Source organism: Streptomyces sp. NBC_00193, from assembly GCF_026342735.1.
GTDB lineage: Bacteria > Actinomycetota > Actinomycetes > Streptomycetales > Streptomycetaceae > Streptomyces > Streptomyces stoeckheimensis.
This window is the reverse complement of record NZ_JAPEMM010000001.1, coordinates 685878-710194: the sequence shown is the minus strand read 5'-3', so window position 1 is coordinate 710194 and position 24317 is coordinate 685878. Positions and strand designations below refer to the sequence as shown.

The 24317-nt window shown below is 73.9% G+C and carries 17 protein-coding genes; 12 read left to right on the top strand and 5 right to left on the bottom strand.

Translation table 11 applies throughout. From position 1 onward, the window contains the following. Positions 1 to 71: 71 nt before the first annotated feature. Complete coding sequence (locus OG898_RS02815) at positions 72 to 1358, bottom strand: glycosyl hydrolase (RefSeq protein WP_266954800.1); 1287 nt, start codon at positions 1356 to 1358, stop codon at positions 72 to 74. Between the two features lie 371 nt (positions 1359 to 1729). Here OG898_RS02815 and OG898_RS02810 point away from each other — a divergent pair, with 371 nt between their 5' ends. The 3 genes from OG898_RS02810 to OG898_RS02800 all read left to right on the top strand — a co-directional run bounded on the left by OG898_RS02810 (position 1730) and on the right by OG898_RS02800 (position 7929). Then, positions 1730 to 5812, top strand: a complete 4083-nt coding sequence (locus OG898_RS02810) for an NEW3 domain-containing protein (RefSeq protein WP_266954798.1) — start codon at positions 1730 to 1732, stop codon at positions 5810 to 5812. An 8-nt stretch (positions 5813 to 5820) separates the two neighbouring features. Beyond that, on the top strand, positions 5821 to 6906 hold the full coding sequence (locus OG898_RS02805; RefSeq protein ID WP_266954796.1) for a LacI family DNA-binding transcriptional regulator: 1086 nt from the start codon (positions 5821 to 5823) through the stop codon (positions 6904 to 6906). A gap of 105 nt (positions 6907 to 7011) precedes the next feature. Next, a complete protein-coding gene (locus OG898_RS02800) occupies positions 7012 to 7929 on the top strand; it encodes an ROK family protein (RefSeq protein WP_266960044.1) in 918 nt (305 codons plus the stop codon). A gap of 18 nt (positions 7930 to 7947) precedes the next feature. Here the strand turns inward: OG898_RS02800 and OG898_RS02795 are convergent, their stop codons facing one another. Next, entirely contained in the window at positions 7948 to 8943 is a 996-nt protein-coding gene (locus tag OG898_RS02795) for a TAXI family TRAP transporter solute-binding subunit (RefSeq protein ID WP_250754542.1), read from the bottom strand. A gap of 112 nt (positions 8944 to 9055) precedes the next feature. On the opposite strand from OG898_RS02795, the gene miaB reads away from it, so the two are divergent. Next, a complete protein-coding gene (gene miaB / locus OG898_RS02790) occupies positions 9056 to 10573 on the top strand; it encodes a tRNA (N6-isopentenyl adenosine(37)-C2)-methylthiotransferase MiaB (protein WP_266954793.1) in 1518 nt (505 codons plus the stop codon). A 51-nt stretch (positions 10574 to 10624) separates the two neighbouring features. Beyond that, complete coding sequence (locus OG898_RS02785; protein ID WP_250754544.1) at positions 10625 to 11332, top strand: hypothetical protein; 708 nt, start codon at positions 10625 to 10627, stop codon at positions 11330 to 11332. Positions 11333 to 11413: 81 nt separating this feature from the next. Here OG898_RS02785 and OG898_RS02780 read toward each other — a convergent pair whose 3' ends face one another. Beyond that, on the bottom strand, positions 11414 to 11659 hold the full coding sequence (locus tag OG898_RS02780) for an antitoxin (RefSeq protein ID WP_266881466.1): 246 nt from the start codon (positions 11657 to 11659) through the stop codon (positions 11414 to 11416). Between the two features lie 22 nt (positions 11660 to 11681). After that, positions 11682 to 11900 (bottom strand): gliding motility protein, encoded by a 219-nt coding sequence (locus tag OG898_RS02775; RefSeq protein WP_266954791.1) that lies wholly within the window; start codon positions 11898 to 11900, stop codon positions 11682 to 11684. 174 nt (positions 11901 to 12074) lie between these two features. Here OG898_RS02775 and miaA point away from each other — a divergent pair, with 174 nt between their 5' ends. From miaA to hflX, 6 genes are all read left to right on the top strand, one after another. Further along, positions 12075 to 13013 carry a tRNA (adenosine(37)-N6)-dimethylallyltransferase MiaA gene (miaA, locus tag OG898_RS02770; RefSeq protein ID WP_250754550.1) on the top strand — a complete coding sequence of 313 codons (939 nt, stop codon included), beginning with the start codon at positions 12075 to 12077 and terminating at the stop codon, positions 13011 to 13013. A 189-nt stretch (positions 13014 to 13202) separates the two neighbouring features. Then, positions 13203 to 13727 (top strand): hypothetical protein, encoded by a 525-nt coding sequence (locus OG898_RS02765; protein WP_250754552.1) that lies wholly within the window; start codon positions 13203 to 13205, stop codon positions 13725 to 13727. An 80-nt stretch (positions 13728 to 13807) separates the two neighbouring features. Beyond that, positions 13808 to 14683, top strand: coding sequence for a diaminopimelate epimerase (gene dapF / locus OG898_RS02760; RefSeq protein WP_266954788.1), 876 nt, complete (start codon positions 13808 to 13810; stop codon positions 14681 to 14683). A gap of 140 nt (positions 14684 to 14823) precedes the next feature. Continuing rightward, positions 14824 to 16920: a bifunctional (p)ppGpp synthetase/guanosine-3',5'-bis(diphosphate) 3'-pyrophosphohydrolase gene (locus OG898_RS02755; RefSeq protein WP_266954787.1), complete on the top strand. Its 2097-nt coding sequence runs from the start codon at positions 14824 to 14826 to the stop codon at positions 16918 to 16920. An 85-nt stretch (positions 16921 to 17005) separates the two neighbouring features. Further along, a complete protein-coding gene (locus OG898_RS02750; protein WP_250748808.1) occupies positions 17006 to 18454 on the top strand; it encodes a M1 family metallopeptidase in 1449 nt (482 codons plus the stop codon). A 197-nt stretch (positions 18455 to 18651) separates the two neighbouring features. Beyond that, positions 18652 to 20160, top strand: a complete 1509-nt coding sequence (gene hflX / locus OG898_RS02745; protein WP_250748811.1) for a GTPase HflX — start codon at positions 18652 to 18654, stop codon at positions 20158 to 20160. Positions 20161 to 20333: 173 nt separating this feature from the next. Here the strand turns inward: hflX and OG898_RS02740 are convergent, their stop codons facing one another. Beyond that, a complete protein-coding gene (locus OG898_RS02740) occupies positions 20334 to 21503 on the bottom strand; it encodes a hypothetical protein (protein WP_250748814.1) in 1170 nt (389 codons plus the stop codon). Positions 21504 to 22024: 521 nt separating this feature from the next. Between OG898_RS02740 and OG898_RS02735 the strand changes: the two genes are divergently transcribed. Then, on the top strand, positions 22025 to 23296 hold the full coding sequence (locus OG898_RS02735; protein ID WP_266960042.1) for a diaminobutyrate--2-oxoglutarate transaminase family protein: 1272 nt from the start codon (positions 22025 to 22027) through the stop codon (positions 23294 to 23296). The last annotated feature ends 1021 nt before the right edge of the window (positions 23297 to 24317 follow it).

Below are 24317 nucleotides of genomic sequence, written 5' to 3'. Positions count from 1 at the left end.
TCGGTAGCGGCCGGGAGGGCCGGGTCGGGGCCGGGCGTGCCGGGTGGGCCTGGCGGCCCGGTCAGGCCCGGTCAGACCCCGGCGGGGACGTCGGACACGTGCAGTACCTCGGTGATGCCGCGGGCGGCCAGGTGCTCCGCGTCCTCGGCCAGCTCCGCCAGGACCACGGCCGGCCGGACCCCCCGGGCGGTGAGCGTCGCCCAGGCCTCGAAGAAGGCCCCGCCGGGTGCGCACACCGAGCGGTTCGGCGCGGACTCGGCGCCGCCGACGTCCACGGCGAGCGCGGTCGAGCGCACCGCCGGGCGGTGTTCGCGGCCCCGCCACTCCTCGGTGATCCGGGCGATCACCTCGCCGGCGGGCTTGGTCCGGCGGTCGTTGGTGAGCAGGCCCAGTCCGTACTCCAGCTCGGGGAAGTCCGCGAGCTCCCGGGACACGTCGTGCGAGCACCACCAGGTCACGCCCCACAGGCCGGGGCAGTCCAGGGCGTTCGCCACGGTGGCCTCGGTGAAGGAGGCCGCGTGCTCGGGCCCGATCAGCGGCGCGGGCGCGCCCACCTCCTGGAGCCAGACCGGGCGGTGCGGGTCGAGGGCCCAGGCCTTGGAGAGCTCGATCAGGTACGCGGCGTGGTGCTCGGTCGCCGTCCCGGTCCGGCCGTGGCGCTGGGCGGTGCCGTTGAACACCCAGGAGTGCACGGCGGTCGCGGCGCCGAGACGGGCCGCCTGGGCCACCGTGAAGGGGTGGCCGTCCTGGTACCAGGCGGCGTCGTACTCCGCGTGCAGGTGCATGCGGCCCGGCGCGCCCCGCTCGCAGGCGGCGAGCATCCGCTCCAGCCAGCGCCCGGCCTGCTCCCGGGTGATCCGGTCGGGGGAGGGGTGCGGATCGTCGGAGAACTGGTTGATCTCGTTGCCGACCGTCATGCCCAGGAAGTTCGGCCGGTCCGCGAGGGCGGCGGCCAGCGTGCGCAGGTACTCCTCCTGCCCGGCGACGACCTGCGGATCGCTGAAGATGTTGCGCCGGTGCCAGGTGCCGGTCCAGGCGGGCAGGAAGTCGAAGCTCGACAGGTGCCCCTGGAGCCCGTCCACGTTGACGTCGAGCCCGCGGTCGGCGGCCGCGTCGGCGAGCGCGACGAGCTGCTCGACGGCGCGCGGCCGGATCAGCGTCCGGTTCGGCTGGAACACCGGCCACAGCGGGAAGACCCGTACGTGGTCCAGGCCGAGGCCGGCGATCGAGTCGAGGTCGGCCCTGACCTCGTCGAGGTCGAAGTCGAGCCAGTGGTGGAACCAGCCGCGCGTCGGCGTGTAGTTGGCGCCGAAACGCAGGGTTCGCGGGGCGGGGGAGGTGGCGGGTCCGTCGTGCATGAGGGGTCCTGGAGTTCAGGGGGAATTCGCCGGATGCGCATAACCTGCCGTCCCCGAGCCGGATAAGTCAACAGGGCCGCTATCTCCGAACGTCCCGACGTGGCGGGATGAAAGTCCTGACTCCCGCGGCGGTGGTACTTATGCGCTTCAGTCCCGTTGACAGGCCGGTTGCGGCCGCTGGAAGCTGGGCAACTAATGCGGTTTAGTTTCTGTTGAACGGTGTTGCAACGCAAGGAAGTGTGCGGAATTGGACAGCGGAATTACGGTCACGTCGGTCACCACACCCGCCCTCTTCAGCGGCCCACCGGAAACCCCCTCGCAGGTCATCCGGGTGCGCATCCGCAGGGCCGCGCCCGGCCGGGCCGCTGTACGTGTCCGTGCACGGGGCCGGAATCACCACCGCGCACCCCCGCATCGTGCGCGCCGACACCGCAGAGAGCCCTGGCGTCGAGTCCACCGTCGAGGTCGCCGTCCGCACCCCGGGCGCCGCCCCCGGGACCGTCCTGCCCGCCACCGCCCGCGTCACCACCCCCGACGGGCGGCCGCTCGCCGAGCTGCCCTTCGGCCTGGTCGTCGCCGAGCCCGGCTGGACCGTCCGGCTGGTCCCGCACTTCCACTACGACCCCATGTGGTGGAACACCCAGGCCGCCTACACCGCCCTCTGGGACGCCCCGTCGAAACCCGGCGAGGCCGAGCGCGGCTGGGAGTACACCGGCGTCCCGGCCTTCACCCTGATCCCGCTCCACCTCCAGCAGGCGCGCGAGGACCCGGCGTACCGCTTCGTGCTCTCCGAGGTCGACTACCTCAAGCCGTACTGGGACACCCACCCGGCCGAACGCGCCGAGCTGCGCGCGCTGATCGCCGAAGGCCGCGTGGAGATCGTCGGCGGCACCTACAACGAGCCCTCCACCAACCTCACCTCCGCCGAGACCACCATCCGCTCCGCCGTCCACGGCCTCGCCCTGCACCGCGGCACCCTCGGCGCCGACCCGCGCACCGCCTGGCAGCTCGACGTCTTCGGCCACGACCCCTCCTTCCCCGCCCTGATGGCCGGCGCCGGGCTCGACTCCGCCGTCCTCGCCCGCGGCCCCCACCACCAGTGGGGGCCGATGATGGACACCTGGGGCGACGAGCTGCGCGCGCCCGCCGCCATGCAGCTGCCCGCCGAGTACGAGTGGATCGCCCCCGGCGGGGAGGGGCTGCTCCTGCACTACCTGCCCGCGCACTACTCCGCCGGCTGGTTCTCCCACCGGGCGCCGGACGCCGAGGCCGCCGCCGAACAGCTGCTGGAGCTGTACGAGCTGCTGCGCACCGCCGCCGCGACCAAGAACGTCCTGATCCCGATGGGCACCGACTTCTCCTGGCCGCACCGCTGGGGCCTCGACGTGCAGCACGCCTGGAACCGCCGCTACTGCTGGCCCCGCATGGAACACACCGGCCCGCGCGCCCACTTCGACGCCGTGCGCGCCGAACTCGCGGCGCGCGGCGGGCAACCGCTCCCGGTCACGAGGGAGATGGGTCCGGTCTACACCGGCAAGGACGTCACCTACGCCGACGTGAAGCAGGCGCACCGGGCCTCCGAGAACCTCCTCGAACAGGCCGAGACCTTCGCCGCCCTCGCCTGCGCCGAAGGCCTGACCGACTACCCCGCGCAGACCCTGTCCAAGGCCTGGCGCCACCTGCTGCACGCCGCCCACCACGACGCCGTCACCGGGACCTTCTCCGACCAGGTCTACCTCGACCTGCTCCCCACCTGGCGCGAGGCCTTCGAACTGGCCGACGGCGTACGGGAGGAGGCGCTCGCCGCGCTCACCGCCGCGGCCGACACCCGTGGCCCCGGGCCGCTCGCCGTCACCGTGCACAACCCGGTCTCGTGGACCCGTACCGACCTGGTCCGCACCCGCGTCGAACTGGCGGCGCTCGGCCTCGCCGACGACCGCGCCGGCCTGATCGCCGTCCTGGACGGGGCGGGCCGCGCGGCGCCCGTGCACATCGAGGCCGTGGCCGACGGGACCGCCGAACTGGCCTTCCTCGCCGAGGACGTGCCCTCGCTCGGCCACCGCACCTGGTGGCTCGCCACCTGCGATGCGCCCGTCTCAGGCGGCTGGGAGCCGGCCCCCGGGCACGCCGTGGAGAACGAGTTCCTGCGCGCCGAGGCCGATCCCGCGCGCGGCGGCGGCCTGGCCCGGCTGCTGGACCGGCGCACCGGGCAGGAGATCCTCACCCCCGGCGAGGTGGACGAGCTCGTCGTGCAGGAGGAGTACGACCAGCACCCCTACTTCGAAGAGGGACCCTGGCACCTGCTGCCCAAGGGCCCGGGCACCGGTTCGGGCGCCGGGCCCGCCGAGTCCTGCCGCGCGGAGCGGGGGCCGCTCGGTTCGCGCATCGTGGCCACCGGGCGGACCGGGCCCGTCCGCTGGACCCGGACCACCACCCTGTGGAACGGCCTGGACCGGGCGGAACTCACCACGACGGTGCACGCGTTCGAAGGCTCCGACCAGTTGCTGCGGCTGCGGATCCCGGCCGACGTGCCCGGGGCGCTGCCGGTGGCCGAGACGGCCGCCTCCGCGGTGGGGCGCGGTTTCGCCTTCACCGAGGCGGACACCGGGGCCGACCACACCCGGGCCCCCTGGACCCTGGACAGCCCCTGCCTGAACTGGTTCGCGCTGTCGGCGCCGATGACCGGGCCGGGCGGCCGGGCCCTGGGCGCGGCGGAGATCGTCCTCCCGGACGCGGACACCCCTGCGGGACTGCGCGAGCTGGTCACCGCCCTCGGCCGGCACGGGGTCACCGCGACCCCGACCCGGGCGGCCGGGCCGCGCTGGGGCGACCTCGCGGTGGACAGCAGCCTGCCCGACGTCCGCATCGCACTCGGCGGCCCCGAGGAGAACCCCTTCACGGCGGCGCTGCTGGAGTCGGCGGGCCCCGCGTATGAGAAGGCCCTACGGGAACACGGGCAGGTCTGGGTCGCGGCCCGCGCGGGGCTGCGCTCGCTCTGGAGCCCCGGCTGCGATCTGACGGGCCTGCGGGACCTGCCGGTCCTGGTCCACGCCGGGGCCCCGGCGCAACTGGCCCGGGCCGTCGCCGCGTCGGGCCGGGTCGACGCCCCGGCCGCGCCGGACGGAGCGGGCTCGCACGAGGAGGTCCACCCGCACGAGGAGCCGTACGCCGACCGCACCGTCGGGATCCTGGTGCGCGGCACGCCCAGCTTCGCCGTCGACACCGCCGGGCGGCTGCACAGCACCCTGATGCGGTCCTGCACCGGCCGCCCGAGCGGGGAGTGGATGGACCCTCCGCGGCGCACCGCCCCCGACGGCAGCTCCTTCCAGCTCCAGCACTGGACCCACGTCTTCGAGCACGCGCTGGTCGCGGGCTCCGGGGACTGGCGGGCGGTGGACCTCGCGCGCCGCGGACGGGAGTTCAACAAGCCGCTCACCGCCGTCACGGCCGCCCCCGCCGAGGGGCCCCGGCCGCCCGCGCGCTCGCTGCTCGGGGTGGAGCCGGCCGACCGGGTGCTGATCGAGTCGGTGAAGCGGGCCGAGGGCTCCGGTGCCCGCGGCGACCTTGCCGTCCGGCTGCGCGAAACGCACGGCCGCCCGGTGATGGCGGAGACCCTGTGGCCGACGGATCCGGCGGCCGAGGCCGATCTGCTGGACCGCCCCACCGGCTTCTTCGAGGGGCAGATCCGGGGCGCCGCGACGACCACGCTCCTGCTGCTCACGGAATCCGGCATGCCGCTGCGGCAGCGCGAACGGGAGCCGCACCAGCCGGTGTTCAGCCGGTACTGGCTGCACAACACCGGGACCGCGCCGCTCGGCGACGCCCCGTACACGGTGACGTGCGACGGGATCCCCGCCGGGGCCACGGTCACCCTCGCCGCCCACGGACGGGCGGACGGCGGCCCGGTCGGACTGGAGGTCCGGGCCCCGGAGGGCTGGACCACCTCCTGGACCCGGCGGCGGACCGAGCTCCCGCCCGGCGGTCACGTCTCCTTCCCGCTCGCCGTGGAGCCCGCCGCCGGAGCGGCACCCGGCGAACACCTGGTCCGGATCCTCGCCACCACCCCGGCGGGCACCTTCGAGGACGTGCTCGCCGTCACCGTCCCCGGCACCCCGGCCGGGGTGCCGGCCGGGGTGTGGGTGGCCGCGCCGGAGCCCGCAGTCACCGTGGCCCCCGGCGGGCGGGCCCTCGTACGGGCGCGCATCGGTTCCACCGGCATCCGCACCCCCCTGACGGGGCAGGCGTACGCCGTCTCCCCGTTCGGCACCTGGGAGCTGACGGCCCCCGCCGTCCTGCCCGTCGAGGTCCCGGCGGACGGCGAGACGCAGGCCGTCTTCGAGCTGCGGCCGCCGCTCGGCGTCCCCGCCGGGGAGTACTGGATCGTGGTCAAGGCGGTCTGCCAGGGCAGGATCGCGTACGGTCCGGCCATTGCCGTCCACGTCAGCGAGGGATGAGACAGGCCATGGCCCGCAGACCCACCATCAAGGACATCGCCCGCCAGGCCGGGGTGTCGGAGAGCGCCGTCTCCTTCGCGCTCAACGACCGGCCCGGGGTCTCTCAGGACACCCGCGCCCGCATCCGGCGGGTCGCCGAGGAGCTCGGCTGGCAGCCCAACAGCGCCGCCCGCGCCCTCTCCGGGGAACAGTCCGGCGCCGTGGGCCTGGTCCTCGCCCGGCCCGCGCACACGCTCGGCGTCGAGTCCTTCTTCCTCCAGCTCGTCTCCGGCATCCAGGAGGTGCTGGCCGCGGGCCGGATCGCCCTGCTCTTCCAGGTGGTCGAGGACCTCGACGCCGAATGCGCCGTCTACCGCCGCTGGTGGGCCGAGCGGCGCGTCGACGGGGTCGTCGTCGTGGACCCGAGGACCGACGACCCGCGCCCGGCCCTGCTCGAACAGCTCGCGCTGCCGGCCGTCACGGTGGGGGAGACGGGACCGGCCTCCGCTTCTCCCGGCTCCGACACTCCCGGCTCCGCCGCCCCCGCCGCTTCGTCCGCCGCCCTGTCCGCCGTCCGGGCCGACGACGCCGGGGCCATGGCGCAGGTGCTCGACCACCTCCACGGGCTCGGCCACCGCCGGATCGCGCACGTCGCGGGAATGCCCGGGCTCGCCCACACCGAGCGCCGGATCAGCTCGCTGCGCGCCGAGGCCCGGCGGCTGGGCCTCGGCCCCGGACAGGTGCGCTCGGTGACCACCGACTACTCCGACGCCGAGGGGGCGGAGGCCACCCGGCGGATCCTCGCCGAGCCGGAGCCGCCGACCGCGATCGTCTACGACAACGACGTCATGGCGGTGGCCGGTGTGGCCGTCGCCTCCGAGCTGGGCATCCCGGTCCCGGGCGGGCTGTCCGTCGTCGCCTGGGACGACTCCGCGCTCTGCCGGGTCACCCGGCCCCGGCTCACGGCCCTGGTCCGCGATACCGCCGGCTTCGGCCGGCTCGCCGCCGAGGAGCTCCTCGCCCTCCTCGCGGGGGGCCGCCCGAGGTCCCGCGAGAGCGAGCTGCCCAGGCTGGAGCCCCGCGAGAGTACGGCGCCGCCGCCGGCCGCATACTGAAACCGACCCCCTTCCTGGAGCGCCGCCGTGACCACTCCCACCCCCACCTCCGCATTCCCCGCCCCCCGCGCCGGTGGGCCGGCCGACTCCGGCCCGACGGTCGCGATCGACATCGGCGGTACGAAGGTCGCCGGAGCGCTGGTGGACTCCGACGGGGCGATGACGGCCACCACCCGCCGGCCCACCCCGCGCGGCGCCGACGGGGACACCGTGTTCGCCGCCGTCGCGGAGGTCGTCGCCGAGCTGGCGCAGTCCCCGCTGTGGTCATCGGCCGTCCGGTGCGGGATCGGCAGCGCGGGACCGGTGGACACCGCGCGCGGCACGGTCAGCCCGGTCAACATCGGCGCCTGGCGGGACTTCCCCGTCCAGGCCCGGGTGGAGGCCGAGCTCGCGCGGCACGGGGCACGGATCCCCACGGTGCTGGCCGGCGACGGGGTGGCGATGACCGCCGCCGAGCACTGGCTGGGCGCCGCCCGCGGGCACGCCAACGCGCTCTGCATGGTGGTCTCCACCGGCGTCGGCGGCGGACTCGTCCTGAACAACCAGCTGCACCCCGGCCCCACCGGGAACGCGGGTCACATCGGCCACATCAGCGTCGCCTTCGACGGGGAGCCCTGCGCCTGCGGAGGCCGCGGCTGCGTGGAGTCCCTCGCCTCCGGCACCGCCATCGCGGCCTGGGCCCTGGCCCAGGGCTGGGTCCCGGCCGGGGACGCCACCGCGGCCGGGGTGGCCGCCGCCGCTGCCGCGGGCGATGCCGTCGCCCTGGCCGCCTTCGACCGCGCGGGCCGGGCGCTGGCCGCCGCCATCGCGGCCACCGCCACCCTCGTCGAGACCGACATCGCCGTCATCGGAGGCGGCGTCGCCGCCTGCGGGGACACCCTCTTCGGGCCGGTCCGCGCGCACCTGGCCTCGTACGCGACCCTGTCCTTCGTCAAGGACCTCCAGGTCGTCCCGGCGATGCTGGGCACCCACGCGGGCCTGATCGGGGCCGCCGCCGCGGCGACGATGCTGCTGCGGTCCTGAGGCCGTGGAGCCGGTGGGTCAGGGCTTGACGGACCGGTAGTAGCGGGCCGCGCCCTCGTGCAGTTGCAGGGGGTCCGTGTAGATCGCCGTCCGCAGGTCCACGAGCTGGGCGGCGTGCACCTGCCTCCCGATGCGGTCGCGGCTGTCGATCACCGTGCGCGTGAACTGCTCCGTCAGCTCGGCGCCCGCGTCCTCCCGGGTCACCAGCAGGTTCGGCACCGCGACGGTGGACACCGCCGAATTGCTGCGGGCGCGGTCGTAGGCGTCCTGGGGCATCACCGCAGCCCGGTAGTACCGCGCGGGGCTGCCGCTGGCCTGGAGCGCCTCCACCAGGTCGCCGAGCTGCACGAGCCGGATCTCGAACCGCTCCGACAGCTCCTTCACGGCGTTGGTGGGCAGGCCGCCCGACCAGAAGAAGGCGTCGATCCGGCCGGCCTCCAGCTCCGTCGGCACGGTGCCGATGCCGATGGCCACGGGTGTGATGTCGCGCACCGGGTCCAGCCCCGCCGCCGTGAGCATCCGCTCCGAGATCAGCCGCACCCCCGAGCCGTCCTGGCCGACGGCGACCCGCTTGCCCCGCAGGTCCCGGGTGGACTGGACGGGCGAACCGGCGGGCACCACGAGCTGGACGTAGTCGTCGTAGAGGCGGGCCAGGCCGCGCAGCCGCTCCGCTCCGGGCTTCCGGTCGACCTGGTACTTGGCCACCGCGTCGGCCGTCGCCACCGTGAAGTCGGCCTCGCCCGCGGCCACCCGCTGCAGGTTCTGCTGCGAGCCCTCGCTGGTCTCCAGCCGGACCCGCAGCCCGGGCACGTCCTCGGCGAGCGCCTTCTCCAGCAGCTGGCCGTAGAGGTGATAGACCCCGTTCTGGACGCCGGTGCTGAGGGTGATCCCACCCGTGAGCTCCGGCCGGCCGAAGGGCCGCAGCCACCAGACGAGGGCGCAGAGCACCGCCAGTACGGCCACCAGGGCCTGCAGGGCACGGCGCCTGCTGATCCGGGGCGGTACGAGAGGCATGGCCGCGATCCTGCCACCGACCAGCCGTCCTGTCACGGCCCGCCCGCCGCTGCGGGCCCGCTCCGGCCCGCACCCGGCCCGGGCCGCCACGCCCGACCCTTACCCTTGCTGAGTGAGTACCGAGAGCGGCGAGGCGACTGTTGTGAAAACGTACGAGGTCCGGACGTACGGCTGTCAGATGAACGTGCACGACTCCGAGCGGCTGTCCGGCCTGCTGGAGGACGCCGGGTACGTCCGCGCGCCCCAGGGCTCCGACGGCGACGCGGACGTCGTCGTGTTCAACACCTGTGCCGTCCGCGAGAACGCCGACAACAAGCTCTACGGCAACCTCGGCCGGCTCGCGCCGATGAAGACCAAGCGCCCCGGCATGCAGATCGCCGTCGGCGGCTGCCTCGCCCAGAAGGACCGCGACACGATCGTGGCCCGCGCCCCCTGGGTCGATGTGGTCTTCGGCACGCACAACATCGGCAAGCTGCCCGTCCTGCTGGAGCGCGCGCGCATCCAGGAAGAGGCGCAGATCGAGATCGCCGAATCGCTGGAGGCCTTCCCCTCCACGCTCCCGACCCGGCGCGAGTCCGCGTACGCCGCCTGGGTCTCGATCTCCGTCGGCTGCAACAACACCTGCACCTTCTGCATCGTCCCGGCGCTGCGCGGCAAGGAGGAGGACCGCCGTCCCGGCGACATCCTCGCCGAGGTCGAGGCACTCGTCGCCGAGGGCGTCTCCGAGATCACCCTGCTCGGCCAGAACGTCAACGCCTACGGCTCCGACCTGGGCGACCGCGAGGCCTTCTCCAAGCTGCTGCGCGCCTGCGGCGCGATCGAGGGCCTGGAGCGGGTCCGCTTCACCTCCCCGCACCCGCGCGACTTCACCGACGACGTGATCGCGGCGATGGCCGAGACCCCCAACGTCATGCCGCAGCTGCACATGCCGATGCAGTCCGGATCGGACACGATCCTGAAGGCGATGCGCCGCTCGTACCGCCAGGAGCGCTTCCTCGGCATCATCGAGAAGGTCCGCGCCTCCATCCCGCACGCCGCGATCTCCACCGACATCATCGTGGGCTTCCCCGGTGAGACGGAGGAGGACTTCCAGCAGACCATGCACGCGGTGCGCGAGGCGCGCTTCGCGAACGCCTTCACCTTCCAGTACTCCAAGCGCCCCGGGACCCCGGCCGCCGACATGGAGGGGCAGATCCCCAAGGAGGTCGTCCAGGAGCGGTACATGCGCCTGGTCGCCCTCCAGGAGGAGATCTCCTGGGACGAGAACAAGAAGCAGGTCGGCCGGACCCTGGAGGTCATGGTCGCCGAGGGCGAGGGCCGCAAGGACGGCGCCACGCACCGGCTGTCCGGGCGGGCCCCCGACAACCGGCTGGTCCACTTCACCAAGCCGGACGAAGAGGTCCGCCCGGGTGACGTGGTGACGGTCGAGATCACCTACGCGGCCCCCCACCACCTCCTGGCCGAGGGGCCGACCGGGGCGGTACGCCGCACGCGTGCGGGCGATGCCTGGGAGAAGCGCAACGCGGCTCCGGCGCAGCCGAAGGGCGTCCTGCTGGGGATTCCCACCCTGGGCGTCCCGGCATCCCTGCCGGTGGCGTCGTCGGGCTGCGCGGCACCCGCGTCTTCCTGACGCTCCCGTTCCCGCCTCCCGGGGCGGTCGGCTACGGCTACGCTGCGGATCATGCTCGTAGCCGCCGCCGTCTGCCCCGCCCCGCCGATGCTCCTGCCGGAGCTCGCCACGGGAGCCGCCGCCGAACTCGGTGACGCCCGGACCGCGTGTTCCGACGCGCTGTCCGTGCTCGCCGCCTCCCGGCCCGATCTGCTCGTCGTCGTCGGAGCCGGCGACCCCGACCACCACGGCGCCTACCCCCAGGGCGCCCGCGGCACCTTCCGCGGATTCGGCGCCGGGGCCGACGTACGGCTCGGCGAGGGCGAGGAGGGGCCGCGGCTGCTGCCCACCCCGCTCGCCGTCGGCGCCTGGCTGCTCGACCGGGCCGGCTGGGGCGCCGCGCCCCTGGAGGGCTTCGGGGTCGCGGGCCCGCTGGACACCGAGGCGTGCCTGCAGGCCGGCCGCGAGCTCGCCGCGCGCGAGGACCGGGTCGCCCTGCTCGTCATGGGCGACGGCAGCGCCTGCAGGTCCCTCAAGGCCCCCGGCTACCTAGACGAACGCGCCGCCGCCTTCGACGCCGAGGCCGCCCGCGCGCTCGGAGCCGCCGACCTGCCCGCCCTCGCCGCCCTCGACGCGGAACTCGCCGCCGAACTCCAGGCCGCCGGACGGGCCCCCTGGCAGGTGCTCGCCGGCGCCGCCGAGGGCGCGGGGCTCGAGGGACGGCTGCTGTACGAGGACGCCCCGTACGGGGTCGGGTACTTCGTCGCCGCCTGGTCGTAGCAGCAGGCGGCGGGCCGGGGAAACGGAGAAGGGGCGCGGCACCGAGTGGTGCCGCGCCCCTTCCGCCATTCCGGGACCGCGTCAGGAAGCGGCCGGCGGCGTCGGCCCGCCGGGAGCGTCCTTGTGCGCGATCTTTCCCAGGGCGTCCTTCGCCTTGTCCGCGCCGCTAGAGATCTGGCCGCTGTACTTGCCCTTGGTCTTGGAGTCGACGGCCTTGGCCACCTTCTCCAGATTCTGGGTGATCTTGCCCTCGTGCTGTGCAGCGAGGTCGCCGACCTTGTCCTTGGCGGGCGCGAGCTTGGCCTTCAGATTGTCCAGCAGGCCCATGGGTCACCTTCCAATAGCGAGGCTACGTACGGGCACTCTCTGCGGCCTCGCTGTCCGCGGTGGCCTCCGCCGACTGCTGCTTCGGGATCTCGACGGCTTCCACCGCCGGGCTCTCCTCCGCCACAGCCTGCTCGGTCCCGGCCTCGTCGGCCGTCGCGGACTCCACCGTCAGATCCGCGGAAACGGCCTCTTCGGTCGTCGCCTGGGTCTTGCGGCCGAGAAGCCGGTCCAAAATGCCCATGTCTACTCCTATAACGTTACTCGTGTGAGTGAAGTTCCGCCGTGGACGGGCCGCCGCACGGCAGGCGCGCGCCCGGCCGGAACCCCGCCAAGGCAACGACCCCGGCCCGGTCCCGTCACGTAGCTCGATCGGGTACATGGCAGCGCCTTGACGAGGGGCTGCGAGACTGGTGCGGTGAGGAAAGCAGCCCCCGCCCCGCGGGTCATCGCCGTCGTAGGACCCACCGCGGCCGGAAAGTCCGATCTGGGCGTAGCCCTGGCCCGTCATTTCGACGGCGAAGTCGTCAACGCCGACTCGATGCAGCTGTACCGGGGGATGGACATCGGTACCGCCAAACTGACGACCGAGGAGCGCGGAGGGGTCCCGCACCACCTCCTCGACATCTGGGACGTCACCGAGACGGCGAGCGTCGCCGAGTATCAGCGCCTGGCCCGCGCCGAGATCGACAAGCTGCTCGCGCAGGGCCGTACGCCGGTCCTCGTCGGCGGTTCCGGCCTCTACGTGCGCGGCGCGCTCGACGCCATGGAGTTCCCCGGCACCGACCCCGAGGTCCGGGCCCGGCTGGAGGCCGAGGTCACCCTGCGCGGCCCCGGCGCCCTGCACGCCCGGCTCGCCGCCGCCGACCCGGCCGCCGCGCAGGCCATCCTGCCCAGCAACGGCCGCCGGATCGTGCGCGCGCTGGAGGTCATCGAGATCACCGGGCGGCCGTTCACCGCCAACCTGCCCGGCCACGAGTCCGTCTACGACACGGTCCAGATCGGCGTGGACGTGGCCCGGCCCGAGCTCGACGAGCGGATCGCGCTGCGCGTGGACCGGATGTGGGAGGCCGGGCTGGTGGACGAGGTCCGCACGCTGGAGGCCGCGGGCCTGCGGGGCGGAATCACCGCCTCCAGGGCGCTCGGCTACCAGCAGGTACTGGCCGCCCTCGCCGGGGAGTGCACCGAAGAGGAAGCGCGCACCGAAACGGTCCGCGCCACCAAGCGCTTCGCCCGCCGACAGGACTCCTGGTTCCGCCGCGACCCGAGGGTGCACTGGCTCAGCGGGGCCGCCGAGGACCGCGCGGAACTCGCCGGACTCGCGCAGTCGTTGGTCGAACGAGCGGTCACAGCCTGATCACGTGATGGCATCGGGACGCCCCGCACGCCCGTCCGGGGCCTGACGGCGTGCCATCATCAAACTTCCGCCGGTGCCGTCACCGGCGGTGAACGGCGGCGTACGAAGTCCAAGTGGGGAGGGCGCGTGGCGATGGAGGCCGGCCCTCGTGACACCGGTCGGGACGACACCCGACGGGAAACGGACCCGATGCTTCACAGTGCCCTCGCCGACGGCGACGGCGTGATCGACGGAGCGCCGGCGGACGCCGACGCCCTCGCACTGCCCGCGGACGCCGACGGCGGCCTCGGACTGGGACTGCCCGCGGATCCCGCCCGGCTGACCCCCGACGGCCCGGACGCGCCGGACTCCGCCGAGGCGGAGGCCGCCGCCGCTCCCGCGTTCGAGGTGGAACTGCGCCCGCAGCGCAGGCTGAGGCTGTGGCAGATCGCCCCCATCGTCATGCTGGCCGCGGCCGGATCCCTGATGTTCGCCTTCCCGCTCGCCTTCGAGTTCGGCGACGGCGGAGCGGTCGTCGCTATGCTCGGATTCCTCATCAGCTGCTGCGCGGGCGGCTGGGGCATGATGGCCGCGCGCCGCGTGGGCTACGCCCTGCCGGGGCTCCCGGCCCGCGGCTCGGGGCAGCGGCCCGACTGGCGCCTCGCCCTGCTGTACGCGCTGGTCGCGCTGGGTGTCGTGGCGCTCGCGGTGTACCGGGTGGCCCGGCTCCGCTAGCGCGGCGCCCTGTCGCGCCGGCCCGTCTCGGCGGGCGGGCGGCTCGGCTCCGTCCTGTGTGGGCTCGGTACCATGGGCGGGTGACGCAGACCAGCCTCTCCTTCCTCAAGGGCCACGGCACCGAGAACGACTTCGTGATCGTCCCGGACCCGGACAACGCCATCGAGCTGCCCGCCTCCGCCGTCGCGCGGCTGTGCGACCGGCGGGCCGGGATCGGCGCCGACGGCGTGCTGCACGTCGTGCGCTCCGCCGCGCACCCCGAGGCGGCGCACCTGGCCGACGAGGCCGAGTGGTTCATGGACTACCGCAACAGCGACGGCTCCATCGCCGAGATGTGCGGCAACGGCGTCCGCGTCTTCGCCCGATACCTCCAGCACGCCGGGCACGTGGAGCCGGGCGACCTGGCCGTCGCCACGCGCGGCGGAGTCAAGCGGGTGCACCTCGACAAGACCGGTGACGTGACCGTCTCCATGGGCCGCGCCGAGCTGCCCGAGGGCGAGGTCACCGTCTCCGTCGGCGACCGCTCCTGGCCCGCGCGCAACGTCAACATGGGCAACCCGCACGCGGTGGCCTTCGTCGACAGCCTGGACGACGCCGGGAAGCTGTTCGACCCGCCCCCGTACAGCCCCGCGTCCGCCTACCCGACGGGCGTCAACGTCGAGTTCGTCGTCGACCGCGGCCCCCGCCACGTCGCCATGCGCGTCCACGAGCGCGGCTCCGGCGAGACCCGCTCCTGCGGCACCGGCGCCTGCGCGGTCGCCGTGGCCGCCATCCGCCGCGACGGCGCCGACCCGGCCGCCACCGGCGCGCCCGCCACGTACACCGTCGATCTGCCCGGCGGCACCCTGGTCATCACCGAGCACCCCGACGGGCGGATCGAGATGACCGGACCCGCCGTGATCGTGGCCGAGGGCGAGTTCGATCCCGCCTGGCTCACCGAAACGGCTTTCGCCTGAAGCTTCCCTCTAATGGGTGATCCGTTTCACGCTGAGCGAGAGGTGGACTGCGCCACGTGGTGGGGTCGGTAGCATCAGGCACCGGCCCTGCGGGCGCACCCCATGCCCACCACCGCCGGTCGAAGCCGTCGGAGGTGCCCATGAGTGCAGAGGCCACGAACCCCGAAGCACGTCCCGAAGCGCTCCCCGAACTTCGCAGACGCGGCCGGACCAGGCTTGACCTGCGACGACTCGGACGCGCTGCGCTGCTCGGTCCCACGCCCCGGGACCGGCTGCCGGACGCCATCGGCCATGTCGCCGAGGCGCACCGCGCCCATCACCCCGACGCGGACCTGTCGCTCCTGCGCCGCGCGTACCTGCTCGCAGAGACCTCGCACCGCGGCCAGATGCGCAAGAGCGGTGAGCCGTACATCACACATCCGCTCGCCGTGACGCTCATCCTGGCCGAACTGGGCGCCGAAACCACGACCCTGACGGCCTCGCTCCTCCACGACACCGTCGAGGACACCGACGTGACCCTCGATCAGGTCCGCGAGGAGTTCGGCGACGAGGTCTGCTTCATCGTCGACGGGGTCACCAAGGTCGAGAAGATCGACTACGGCGCCGCAGCCGAGCCCGAGACCTTCCGCAAGATGCTCGTCGCCACCGGCAACGACGTCCGCGTGATGTCCATCAAACTCGCCGACCGGCTGCACAACATGCGCACCCTCGGGGTGATGCGGCCCGAGAAACAGGCACGCATCGCCAAGGTCACCCGCGACGTGCTCATCCCGCTCGCCGAACGGCTCGGCGTGCAGGCCCTGAAGACGGAGCTGGAGGACCTCGTCTTCGCGATCCTGCACCCCGAGGAGTACGAGCACACCCGCGCCCTCATCGCGGCCCACGCGGGAGAGCGCGACCCGCTGCCCGGCATCGCCGACTCGGTACGGGCCGTCCTGCGCGAGGCGGGCATCGCCGCCGAGGTGGTCGTGCGGCCCCGGCACTTCGTCTCCGTGCACCGGATCTCCCTCAAGCGCGGGGAGCTGCGCGGCTCCGACTTCGGCCGCCTGCTGGTCCTCGTGGGGGAGAACGCGGACTGCTATGCCGTGCTGGGGGAGCTGCACACCTGCTTCACCCCGGTCATCTCCGAGTTCAAGGACTTCATCGCCTCCCCGAAGTTCAACCTCTACCAGTCCCTGCACACCGCCTTCGCCACGCCCGAGGGGTACGTCGCCGAGGTCATCGTCCGGACCCGGCAGATGCACCGGGTCGCCGAGGCGGGCGTGGTCGCGCTCGGCAATCCGTACACCTCCCCGCAGCAGGCCGAGTCCGCCGACCCGAGCGCGGCGGCCGACTGCGAGGAGGAGCGGGTCGACCCGACCCGGCCCGGCTGGCTCTCGCGGCTGCTCGACTGGCAGCAGTCGGCGCCCGACCCCGACACCTTCTGGGACGTCCTGCGCTCGGAGCTGGCCCAGGACCGGGAGATCACCGTGTTCCGCGCCGACGGGGGCACCCTGGGCCTCCCGGCCGGCGCCAGCTGTATCGACGCCGCCTACGCGCAGTACGGCGAGGCGGCCCACGGCTGTATCGGCGCCCGGGTCAACGGGCGCCTGACCTCCCTGTCCTCCCGGCTCTCGGACGGGGACACCGTCCAGCTCCTGCTCGCGCACGACGCCTCGGGGCCCACCGCCGACTGGCTGGACCACGCCAAGACCCCGGCCGCCCGGATCGCCGTCAGCAGCTGGCTGGAGTCCCACCCCGACGGGGCACGGCCCGCCGACGCCGCACCACGGCCGCCGCTCTCGGTGATCGGGCTCCGCAGCGGCGGGGGCAACGCCGTCGCCGACCTGCCCGACGCCACCGTGCGGCTCGCGGGGTGCTGCACGCCGGTCCCGCCGGACGCCGTCGAGGGGTTCGTCGTACGCGGCGGGGCCGTCACCGTGCACCGGGTCCACTGCGCGACCGTGGCCCAGATGCGGGCGGTGGGGCGGACCCCCGTCGCCGTGCACTGGCGGGCGACCGCGGACTGCCGGGTCACCCTGCTCGCCGAATCGTTCGGCCGCCCCCACCTGCTGGCGGATCTGACCGAGGCCATCGCCCGCGAGGGGGTCGAGGTGGTCTCCGCGACCGTGGAGCCGCCGGTCGAACAGCGGGTCCGGCACAGCTACACCCTGCAGCTCCCCGACGCGACGGGACTCCCGGCGCTGATGCGGGCCATGCGGGACGTGCCGGGGGTCTACGACGTCAGCCGGGCGTAGGCGGTCCCGCCCGTCCGACCCCTTTCGGGTGGAACCGTCGCGCGCCGTTGGCGGGCGCGTGGCGGGCGCTGGTAAGCGGTGGGGGATGCAGCTCACCTCCCCGCGCCTGCGCGCCGCCCTGCTGGCCGCGGCCTCCCTCACCCTCGTCGCCGCCGTCGTGCCCCCGCCCAAGGCGCTCGGCATCGGCGACGCGCTCTTCCCCGAGCTGGGGAACCCCGGATACGACGTGCTCTCGTACGACCTGTCCTTCGCGTACAAGGACAACAGCAGCCCCCTCGACGCGGTCACCGTCATCGACGCGCGCAGCCTCACCCGGCTCGAAACCGTCAACCTCGACTTCACCCACGGGAAAGTGGCCTCCGCCGAGGTCAACGGGGAACCGGCAGGCTTCGCGAGCGTCGGCGAGGACCTCGTGCTGACCCCCGCCCGGCCGGTGGAGCCGGACCTTCCCCTCCACATCACCGTCCGGCACACGAGCGACCCGCGCGGCCGCGGCGACGGCGGCTGGGTGGTGACCGACGACGGGCTGGCCATGGCGAACCAGGCCGACGCCGCTCACCGGGTCTTCCCGTGCAACGACCACCCCGCCGACAAGGCGTACTTCACCTTCCGGGTGAGCGCGCCGGCCGGAAAGACGGCCGTGGCCAACGGGGTGCCGGGCGCGCTGCCGGCGCTCCGGGCGGGCGCCGCGACCACGTGGACGTACCGGACGCTGCATCCGATGGCCACCGAGCTCGCCCAGGTCTCGATCGGCGACTCGGCCGTGATCCACCGCACGGGACCGCACGGACTGCCGCTGCGCGACGTGGTCCCGGCGGCGGACCGGGAACGGCTGGAGCCCTGGCTGAAGAAGACCGCCGGGCACATCCGGTGGATGGAGGAACGGGTCGGCCGCTACCCCTTCGAGAACTACGGCGTGCTGATCGCGAAGGCCCGTACCGGCTTCGAGCTGGAGACGCAGACCCTGTCGCTGTTCGAGAGCGCACTGTTCGCGGGCGGCGGCGGATACCCCGAGTGGTACGTCGAGTCCGTGATGGTCCACGAGCTGGCCCACCAGTGGTTCGGCGACAGCGTGAGCCCGCGCACCTGGTCCGACCTGTGGCTCAACGAGGGCCACGCCACCTGGTACGAAGCCCTGTACGCGGACGGCCTCGGCAAGTACTCCCTGGAGCGGCGGATGCGCGAGGCGTACCAGCGCTCCGACCAGTGGCGGGCGGCCGGCGGCCCCCCGGCCGCGCCCAAGCCGGCCGCCCCGGGCGAGAAGATCGGGCTGTTCCGGCCGGCGGTCTACGACGGGGCCGCGCTGATCCTGTACGCGCTGCGGCAGGAGATCGGGGTCAAGGCCTTCGACCGGGTGGAGCGGCGCTGGGTGGGTGAGCACCGGGACGGGGTCGCGGGCACGGAGGACTTCGTACGGCTGGCCTCGCAGGAGGCGGGCCGGGACCTGGCGGCGTTCCTGGAGCCGTGGCTGTACGGGAAGAAGACGCCGGCGATGCCGGGGCACCCGGAGTGGAGCGCCCCGAAAAGCGTGTGACGCGTACGGAACGGGCATGCCACCATCGACGAGGCCGTTCCGCGGGGTGCTCCGGGGGTCTCCGGCGTCTCGCCGGGGGAATCTCCGGGGAGTGTCACACGTTGGACGTGACAGTGTTATGTCACGCGCGGGAGTAGCTTTGGCCTTGGCTCCGCTTCGCCTGACGCGGACGCATTCGAAAACGACGTAAGGATCCAATGACCTCCTCTTCTTCCCCTTCCCAGGACGCGCGGGACGACGCACAGGGTGCGCCGGATCCGCAGAGCTTCACCGAGAGCCTTCGGGCCGACGCCCTGATGGAAGAGGACGTCGCCTGGAGCCACGAGATCGACGGAGACAGGGACGGCGCCCAGTACGAGCGCTCCGAGCGCGCGGCCCTGCGCCGCGTGGCCGGCCTCTCCACCGAGCTCGAGGACGTCACCGAGGTCGAGTACCGCCAGCTCCGCCTGGAGCGGGTCGTCCTCGTCGGCGTATGGACCTCCGGCACGGTGCAGGACGCGGACAACTCCCTCGCGGAGCTCGCCGCCCTCGCCGAGACGGCGGGCGCGCTCGTACTCGACGGCGTCATCCAGCGCCGCGACAAGCCCGACCCGGCCACCTTCATCGGTTCCGGCAAGGCGCGCGAGCTGCGCGACATCGTGATGGAGAGCGGCGCCGACACCGTCGTCTGCGACGGTGAGCTCAGCCCCGGCCAGCTCATCGCCCTCGAAGACGTCGTCAAGGTGAAGGTGGTCGACCGGACCGCGCTCATCCTCGACATCTTCGCCCAGCACGCCAAGTCCCGAGAGGGCAAGGCGCAGGTCGCACTCGCGCAGATGCAGTACATGCTGCCGCGACTGCGCGGCTGGGGTGCCTCGCTGTCCCGGCAGATGGGTGGCGGCGGCGGTGGCGGCATGGCCACCCGCGGCCCCGGTGAGACCAAGATCGAGACCGACCGGCGCCGGATCCGCGAGAAGATGGCGAAGATGCGCCGGGAGATCGCGGAGATGAAGACCGGCCGCGACATCAAGCGGCAGGAACGGCGCCGCAACAAGGTGCCCTCGGTCGCCATCGCCGGATACACCAACGCCGGCAAGTCCTCGCTGCTCAACCGCCTCACGGGCGCGGGCGTCCTGGTGGAGAACGCACTGTTCGCCACCCTCGACCCGACCGTGCGCCGGGCCGAGACCCCGTCCGGCCGGGTGTACACCCTGGCCGACACGGTCGGCTTCGTCCGGCACCTGCCGCACCACCTCGTCGAGGCGTTCCGCTCCACGATGGAGGAGGTCGGCGACTCCGACCTCATCCTGCACATCGTGGACGGCTCGCACCCGGCGCCGGAGGAGCAGCTGGCGGCGGTCCGCGAGGTCATCCGCGAGGTCGGCGCCGTCAAGGTGCCCGAGATCGTGGTGATCAACAAGGCGGACGCGGCCGACCCGCTGGTGCTCCAGCGCCTGCTGCGGATCGAGAAGCGCTCCATCGCCGTCTCGGCGCGCACGGGTCAGGGCATGGAGGAACTCCTCGCGCTCATCGACGCCGAGCTGCCGCGGCCGGCGATCGAGATCGAGGCCGTGGTCCCGTACACGCGCGGCGGCCTGGTCGCCCGGGCACACGCCGAGGGCGAGGTGATCTCCGAGGAGCACACGGCGGAGGGCACCCTGCTCAAGGCGCGGGTGCACGCGGAACTGGCGTCGGAGTTCGCTCCGTACGTGCTCGCGAAGCACTGACGCGGCGGCCCCCGGGCCACGCCGTGCACGACCGAGGGCCCCCGCACTGGTGCGGGGGCCCTCGGTCGTGTGGTCACGCGGTCGTGCGATCACATGGTCGTGCGGTCATGCAGTCATACGGTCATGCGGTCGTGCGGTCGTGCGGTCGTGCGTCACGTGGTGCGTGGGTGTGGCTACTTGAACTTGCCGCTCACCGCGTCGAAGACGCCCTTCGCCTCCGGACCCAGCCGGGGCCCGGCCAGCCAGCCCGCCTTGGCGGGACCGATGGAGGTGTTCGACACCAGCGCGGGCTTGCCGTCGGCACCCGCCGCGACCCAGCCGCCGCCCGAGGAACCACCGGTCATCGTGCAGCCGATGCGGTACATGGTGGGGTCGGTCGCGTTCAGCGACAGCCGGCCCGGCTTGTCGGTGCACTGGAAGGTCTTCTGGCCGTCGAACGGAGCCGCCGCCGGGTAACCGGTGGCCGTCATCTTCGCGATCTTGGGCGCGGCCGCGGCGTTGAACTCCACCGGGAGCGCCGTACCGACCGTCTCCTCCAGCGACTTGCCGCCACCCTTCTCCGGGGTCACGTGCAGCACCGCGAAGTCGTACGGGGCACCCGCGCCGCCGGTCGGACCGCCGGTCGCGATCCACTGGTCGGAGGTCTGCGCCCAGTCGCTCCACCACACGCCGTACGGGGCCACTTCCTCGCGGGGCGCACCCTTGAGCGCGGCCGCGGCCTTGCCGCTGTTGTTGTACGACGGGACGAAGGCGATGTTGCGGTACCAGCCGCCGGACTTGCCCGCGTGCACGCAGTGGCCGGCCGTCCAGACCATGTTGGACTTGCCGGGGTGCGCCGGGTCCTTGACCACGGTCGCCGAGCAGACCATCGATCCCTCGGGGCCGTCGAAGAAGACCTTGCCGGAGGCGGGGACGCTCTGGTGGTAGGGCGGGGTCGCGGCCTTGGCGGTCACCGGAGCCGGGGTCGGGTCGGTGACGCCCTGGTCCTTGCCCGCATCGGGGTCGACGGCGGGGGGCTGCGGCGTCTTGGCGGCGTCGCGCATCCGGTCCGGGTCCCAGAGGTCCTCGATGATCGGGTTGATGTAGTCGCCCGCCTCGCGGAGCCAGTCCTCCTTCTTCCAGTTCTTCCACTCACCCCCCTTCCACTTCTCCAGGTCGATGCCGTGCTCCTTGAGCTTGTCCCTGAGCCCGTCCGGGATCTTCACCCCGTCCAGGCTGGTGGGCAGGCTCACTGCAACGGTCGGCTTGGCGTCGGTCTCACCGTCGCCGGGCCCGCACGCCGCGGCGGTCAGCGCGAGCGCGGCCGAGCACAGGATCGCGGTGACCGGTCGGATCGGTCGCATGTCGTGAATCCCCCTGGATGGTTCTTGGTTCGGGACGGTGCCTGGATAGGCGGGCGCCTGGGTTGCAGCACCCCACTATGCCGCTGCCGTGGGGGACGGCACAGCCCGGGGCACCGGTTCCCCCGGGCCGGAAAGGGATCCGGGCGGGATCCGGGCGGGATCGGGGAGGGAACCGGGCGGGATCGGGGAGGGAACCGGGAGGGAACCGGGCCGGACGAGGATCCCGGGGCGGGCAAGGATCTTGGGCCCACCCGTGATCCGTCGCCGCCACCGTCGTTGGTACGTACGGGGGATGGGGGAGCAGCGTGGGTGTTCGAAGCGCACCCCGGAAGGGCAACCGTGCGGGAGGAGCGACACTCGTGCCTTTGACGGCTTGGACGGGCGAGCAGGCCACGGCTGGAGAGCAGGTCCCGGCGCAGGCGAACCGGGTTGCGGAGGTTAGGCACTTCGCGGGTCCGGGGTCGGGCGCAGGTCCGGGGCCGGGTGGGGATGCGGGTCCGGGGGCGGGTGCGGCGGAGGGGATCCTGCGCAGGCAAGCCCAACGGGAGTCCGCGGCAAGGACGTACGCGCGCTCCCTGCCCATCGTGCCCGTGCGCGCACGGGGGTTGACCATCGAGGGGGCGGACGGGCGCCGCTACCTCGACTGCCTCTCCGGCGCCGGAACCCTCGCCCTGGGCCACAACCACCCGGTGGTGCTCGAAGCCATCCGCGGGGTCCTCGACTCGGGGGCCCCGCTGCACGTGCTGGATCTCGCGACTCCGGTCAAGGACGCCTTCACCACCGAACTCTTCGCCAACCTCCCGGCGGAGCTGGCCGCGGACGCCCGCATCCAGTTCTGCGGCCCGGCCGGGACGGACGCGGTGGAGGCCGCCCTCACCCTCGTCCGCACCGCGACCGGCCGGTCGGGGCTGCTCGCCTTCACGGGGGCCTACCACGGCATGACGGCGGGGGCGCTGGCCGCCTCCGGCGGGGCCCCGGACGTACAGGTGACCCGGCTGCCGTATCCGCAGGACCGCCGCTGCCCGTTCGGAGTCGGCGGGGCCGAGGGGGCGGAGCTGTCGGCCCGTTGGACGCGGAACCTGCTGGACGACCCGAAGAGCGGGGTGCCCGCGCCAGCCGGGATGATCGTCGAACCCGTCCAGGGAGAGGGCGGGGTCCACCCCGCCCCCGACGCCTGGCTGCGCAGCATGCGGGAGATCACGGCGGAGCGGGGGATCCCGCTGATCGCCGACGAGGTCCAGACCGGGGTCGGCCGCACCGGGGCCTTCTGGGGGGTCGACCACGCGGGGGTCGTCCCCGACGTGATGGTGCTCTCGAAAGCCATCGGGGGCAGCCTGCCGCTCGCGGTGATCGTGTACCGGGCGGAGTTGGACCAGTGGGCACCCGGCGCCCACGCCGGCACCTTCCGCGGCAACCAGCTCGCCATGGCGGCGGGCACCGCGACGCTGGCCTACGTCCGGGAGAACGGTCTCGCGGAGCGCGCGCGGATCCTGGGCGCGCGCATGCTCGCCGCCCTGCGAGGCTTGATCCCGGCGAACCCGTGCGTGGCGGACGTACGGGGCCGCGGGCTGATGATCGGCGTCGAACTGGCCGACCCCGACACCGGGGAAGCCTCGCCCGACCTCGCCGTGGCCGTCCGCCAGGCCTGCCTGGACCGCGGCCTGATCGTCGAACTCGGTGGCCGCCACTCCAGCGTCGTCCGCCTCCTCCCTCCCCTCACCCTGACCGACGAACAGGCCGCGGCCGTCCTCGACCGCCTCGCCGACGCCATCCCCGCCGCCACCCGCCGCTAAGGACCCCCATGCCCGACCCCCTCCACCCCACATCCCCCTTCCCGCCCCCCACCGCCCCGCCCCCCAACCCCTCGCTCCCGCCCACCACCTCGGTCCCGCCCCACCCGCCGGCCGCCGCCACGGTGCTGCGCCCCGACACTGCGGACCCCACCCTCCCGTCGTCGGCCGCCACGGTGTCTCCGGTCCCGCCCAGGGTGCTGCCGTCCGTGGCGGGGGAGCCAGCCCTTCCGCCGTCGCCCCTGACGTTGCTGCCGTCCGGTGCCGCGGACCCCACCCTCCCGTCGGCCGCTGCCACGGAGTCCCCGGTCCCGCCCACGGTGCCGCCGTCCGTGGCGGGGGACCCGACCCGTTCGCTGTCGACGCCGACGGTGATGCCGTTCGCCGCCGCAGGTCCCAGCCTTCCGTCGGCCGCTGCCACGGAGTCCCCGGTCCCGCCCAGGGTGCTGCCATCCACAGTGGGGGATCCCGCCCTTCCGCCGGCCCCGTCCACGGTGCCGCTGCCCGGAGCCACGGGTCCCAGCTCTCTCACGGTCCCGCAGCCCGGCGCCTTGGACCCCGCCCTCACGGCAGAGGCCTCCACGGTGCCGCCACCCGGCACTGTGGGCCCGTCCCACCCGTCGGCCGCTGCCGCGGTGTCCCCGGTCCTGTCGCCCGCAGCGTTGGACCCCACCCTTCCGGCGGCGACCCCCACCACGCTGCTGCCCGGCGCCTCGGCTCCCACCCGTCCGTCGGCCCCGTTCCCGGTCCCGCCGCCCGGCGCCTTGGACTCCGTCCTCGCGTCGGCCCCGTCCCCGGTGCCGTCGTCCGCAGCTTCGGGCTCCGGCCTTCCCCCGGCCCCGCCCACGGCGCCGACGGCCCCGCTGCTCACCCCCTCGGGCCCCACCTTCCTGCCGCCCGCTTCCGCGCAGCCACCTGCAAACTCCCCACAACCACCGCCGACTCCGACCGCACCACCGCAGCCCCCGCCCCCGTTGGGGTCCCCACAACCTCGGGCCGCAGCCACCCCACCCCCTCCGCTACG

Bases quoted from the DNA above. Each gene is read 5' to 3' on its own strand.
- OG898_RS02775 (WP_266954791.1), bottom strand. From the start codon at position 11,900: ATGGGCATTTTGGACCGGCTTCTCGGCCGCAAGACCCAGGCGACGACC.
- OG898_RS02780 (WP_266881466.1), bottom strand. From the start codon at position 11,659: ATGGGCCTGCTGGACAATCTGAAGGCCAAGCTCGCGCCCGCCAAGGAC.
- OG898_RS02785 (WP_250754544.1), top strand. From the start codon at position 10,625: ATGCTCGTAGCCGCCGCCGTCTGCCCCGCCCCGCCGATGCTCCTGCCG.
- OG898_RS02805 (WP_266954796.1), top strand. From the start codon at position 5,821: ATGGCCCGCAGACCCACCATCAAGGACATCGCCCGCCAGGCCGGGGTG.
- OG898_RS02750 (WP_250748808.1), top strand. From the start codon at position 17,006: ATGCAGCTCACCTCCCCGCGCCTGCGCGCCGCCCTGCTGGCCGCGGCC.
- OG898_RS02795 (WP_250754542.1), bottom strand. From the start codon at position 8,943: ATGCCTCTCGTACCGCCCCGGATCAGCAGGCGCCGTGCCCTGCAGGCC.
- OG898_RS02765 (WP_250754552.1), top strand. From the start codon at position 13,203: ATGCTTCACAGTGCCCTCGCCGACGGCGACGGCGTGATCGACGGAGCG.
- OG898_RS02755 (WP_266954787.1), top strand. From the start codon at position 14,824: ATGAGTGCAGAGGCCACGAACCCCGAAGCACGTCCCGAAGCGCTCCCC.
- OG898_RS02815 (WP_266954800.1), bottom strand. From the start codon at position 1,358: ATGCACGACGGACCCGCCACCTCCCCCGCCCCGCGAACCCTGCGTTTC.
- hflX (WP_250748811.1), top strand. From the start codon at position 18,652: ATGACCTCCTCTTCTTCCCCTTCCCAGGACGCGCGGGACGACGCACAG.
- OG898_RS02740 (WP_250748814.1), bottom strand. From the start codon at position 21,503: ATGCGACCGATCCGACCGGTCACCGCGATCCTGTGCTCGGCCGCGCTC.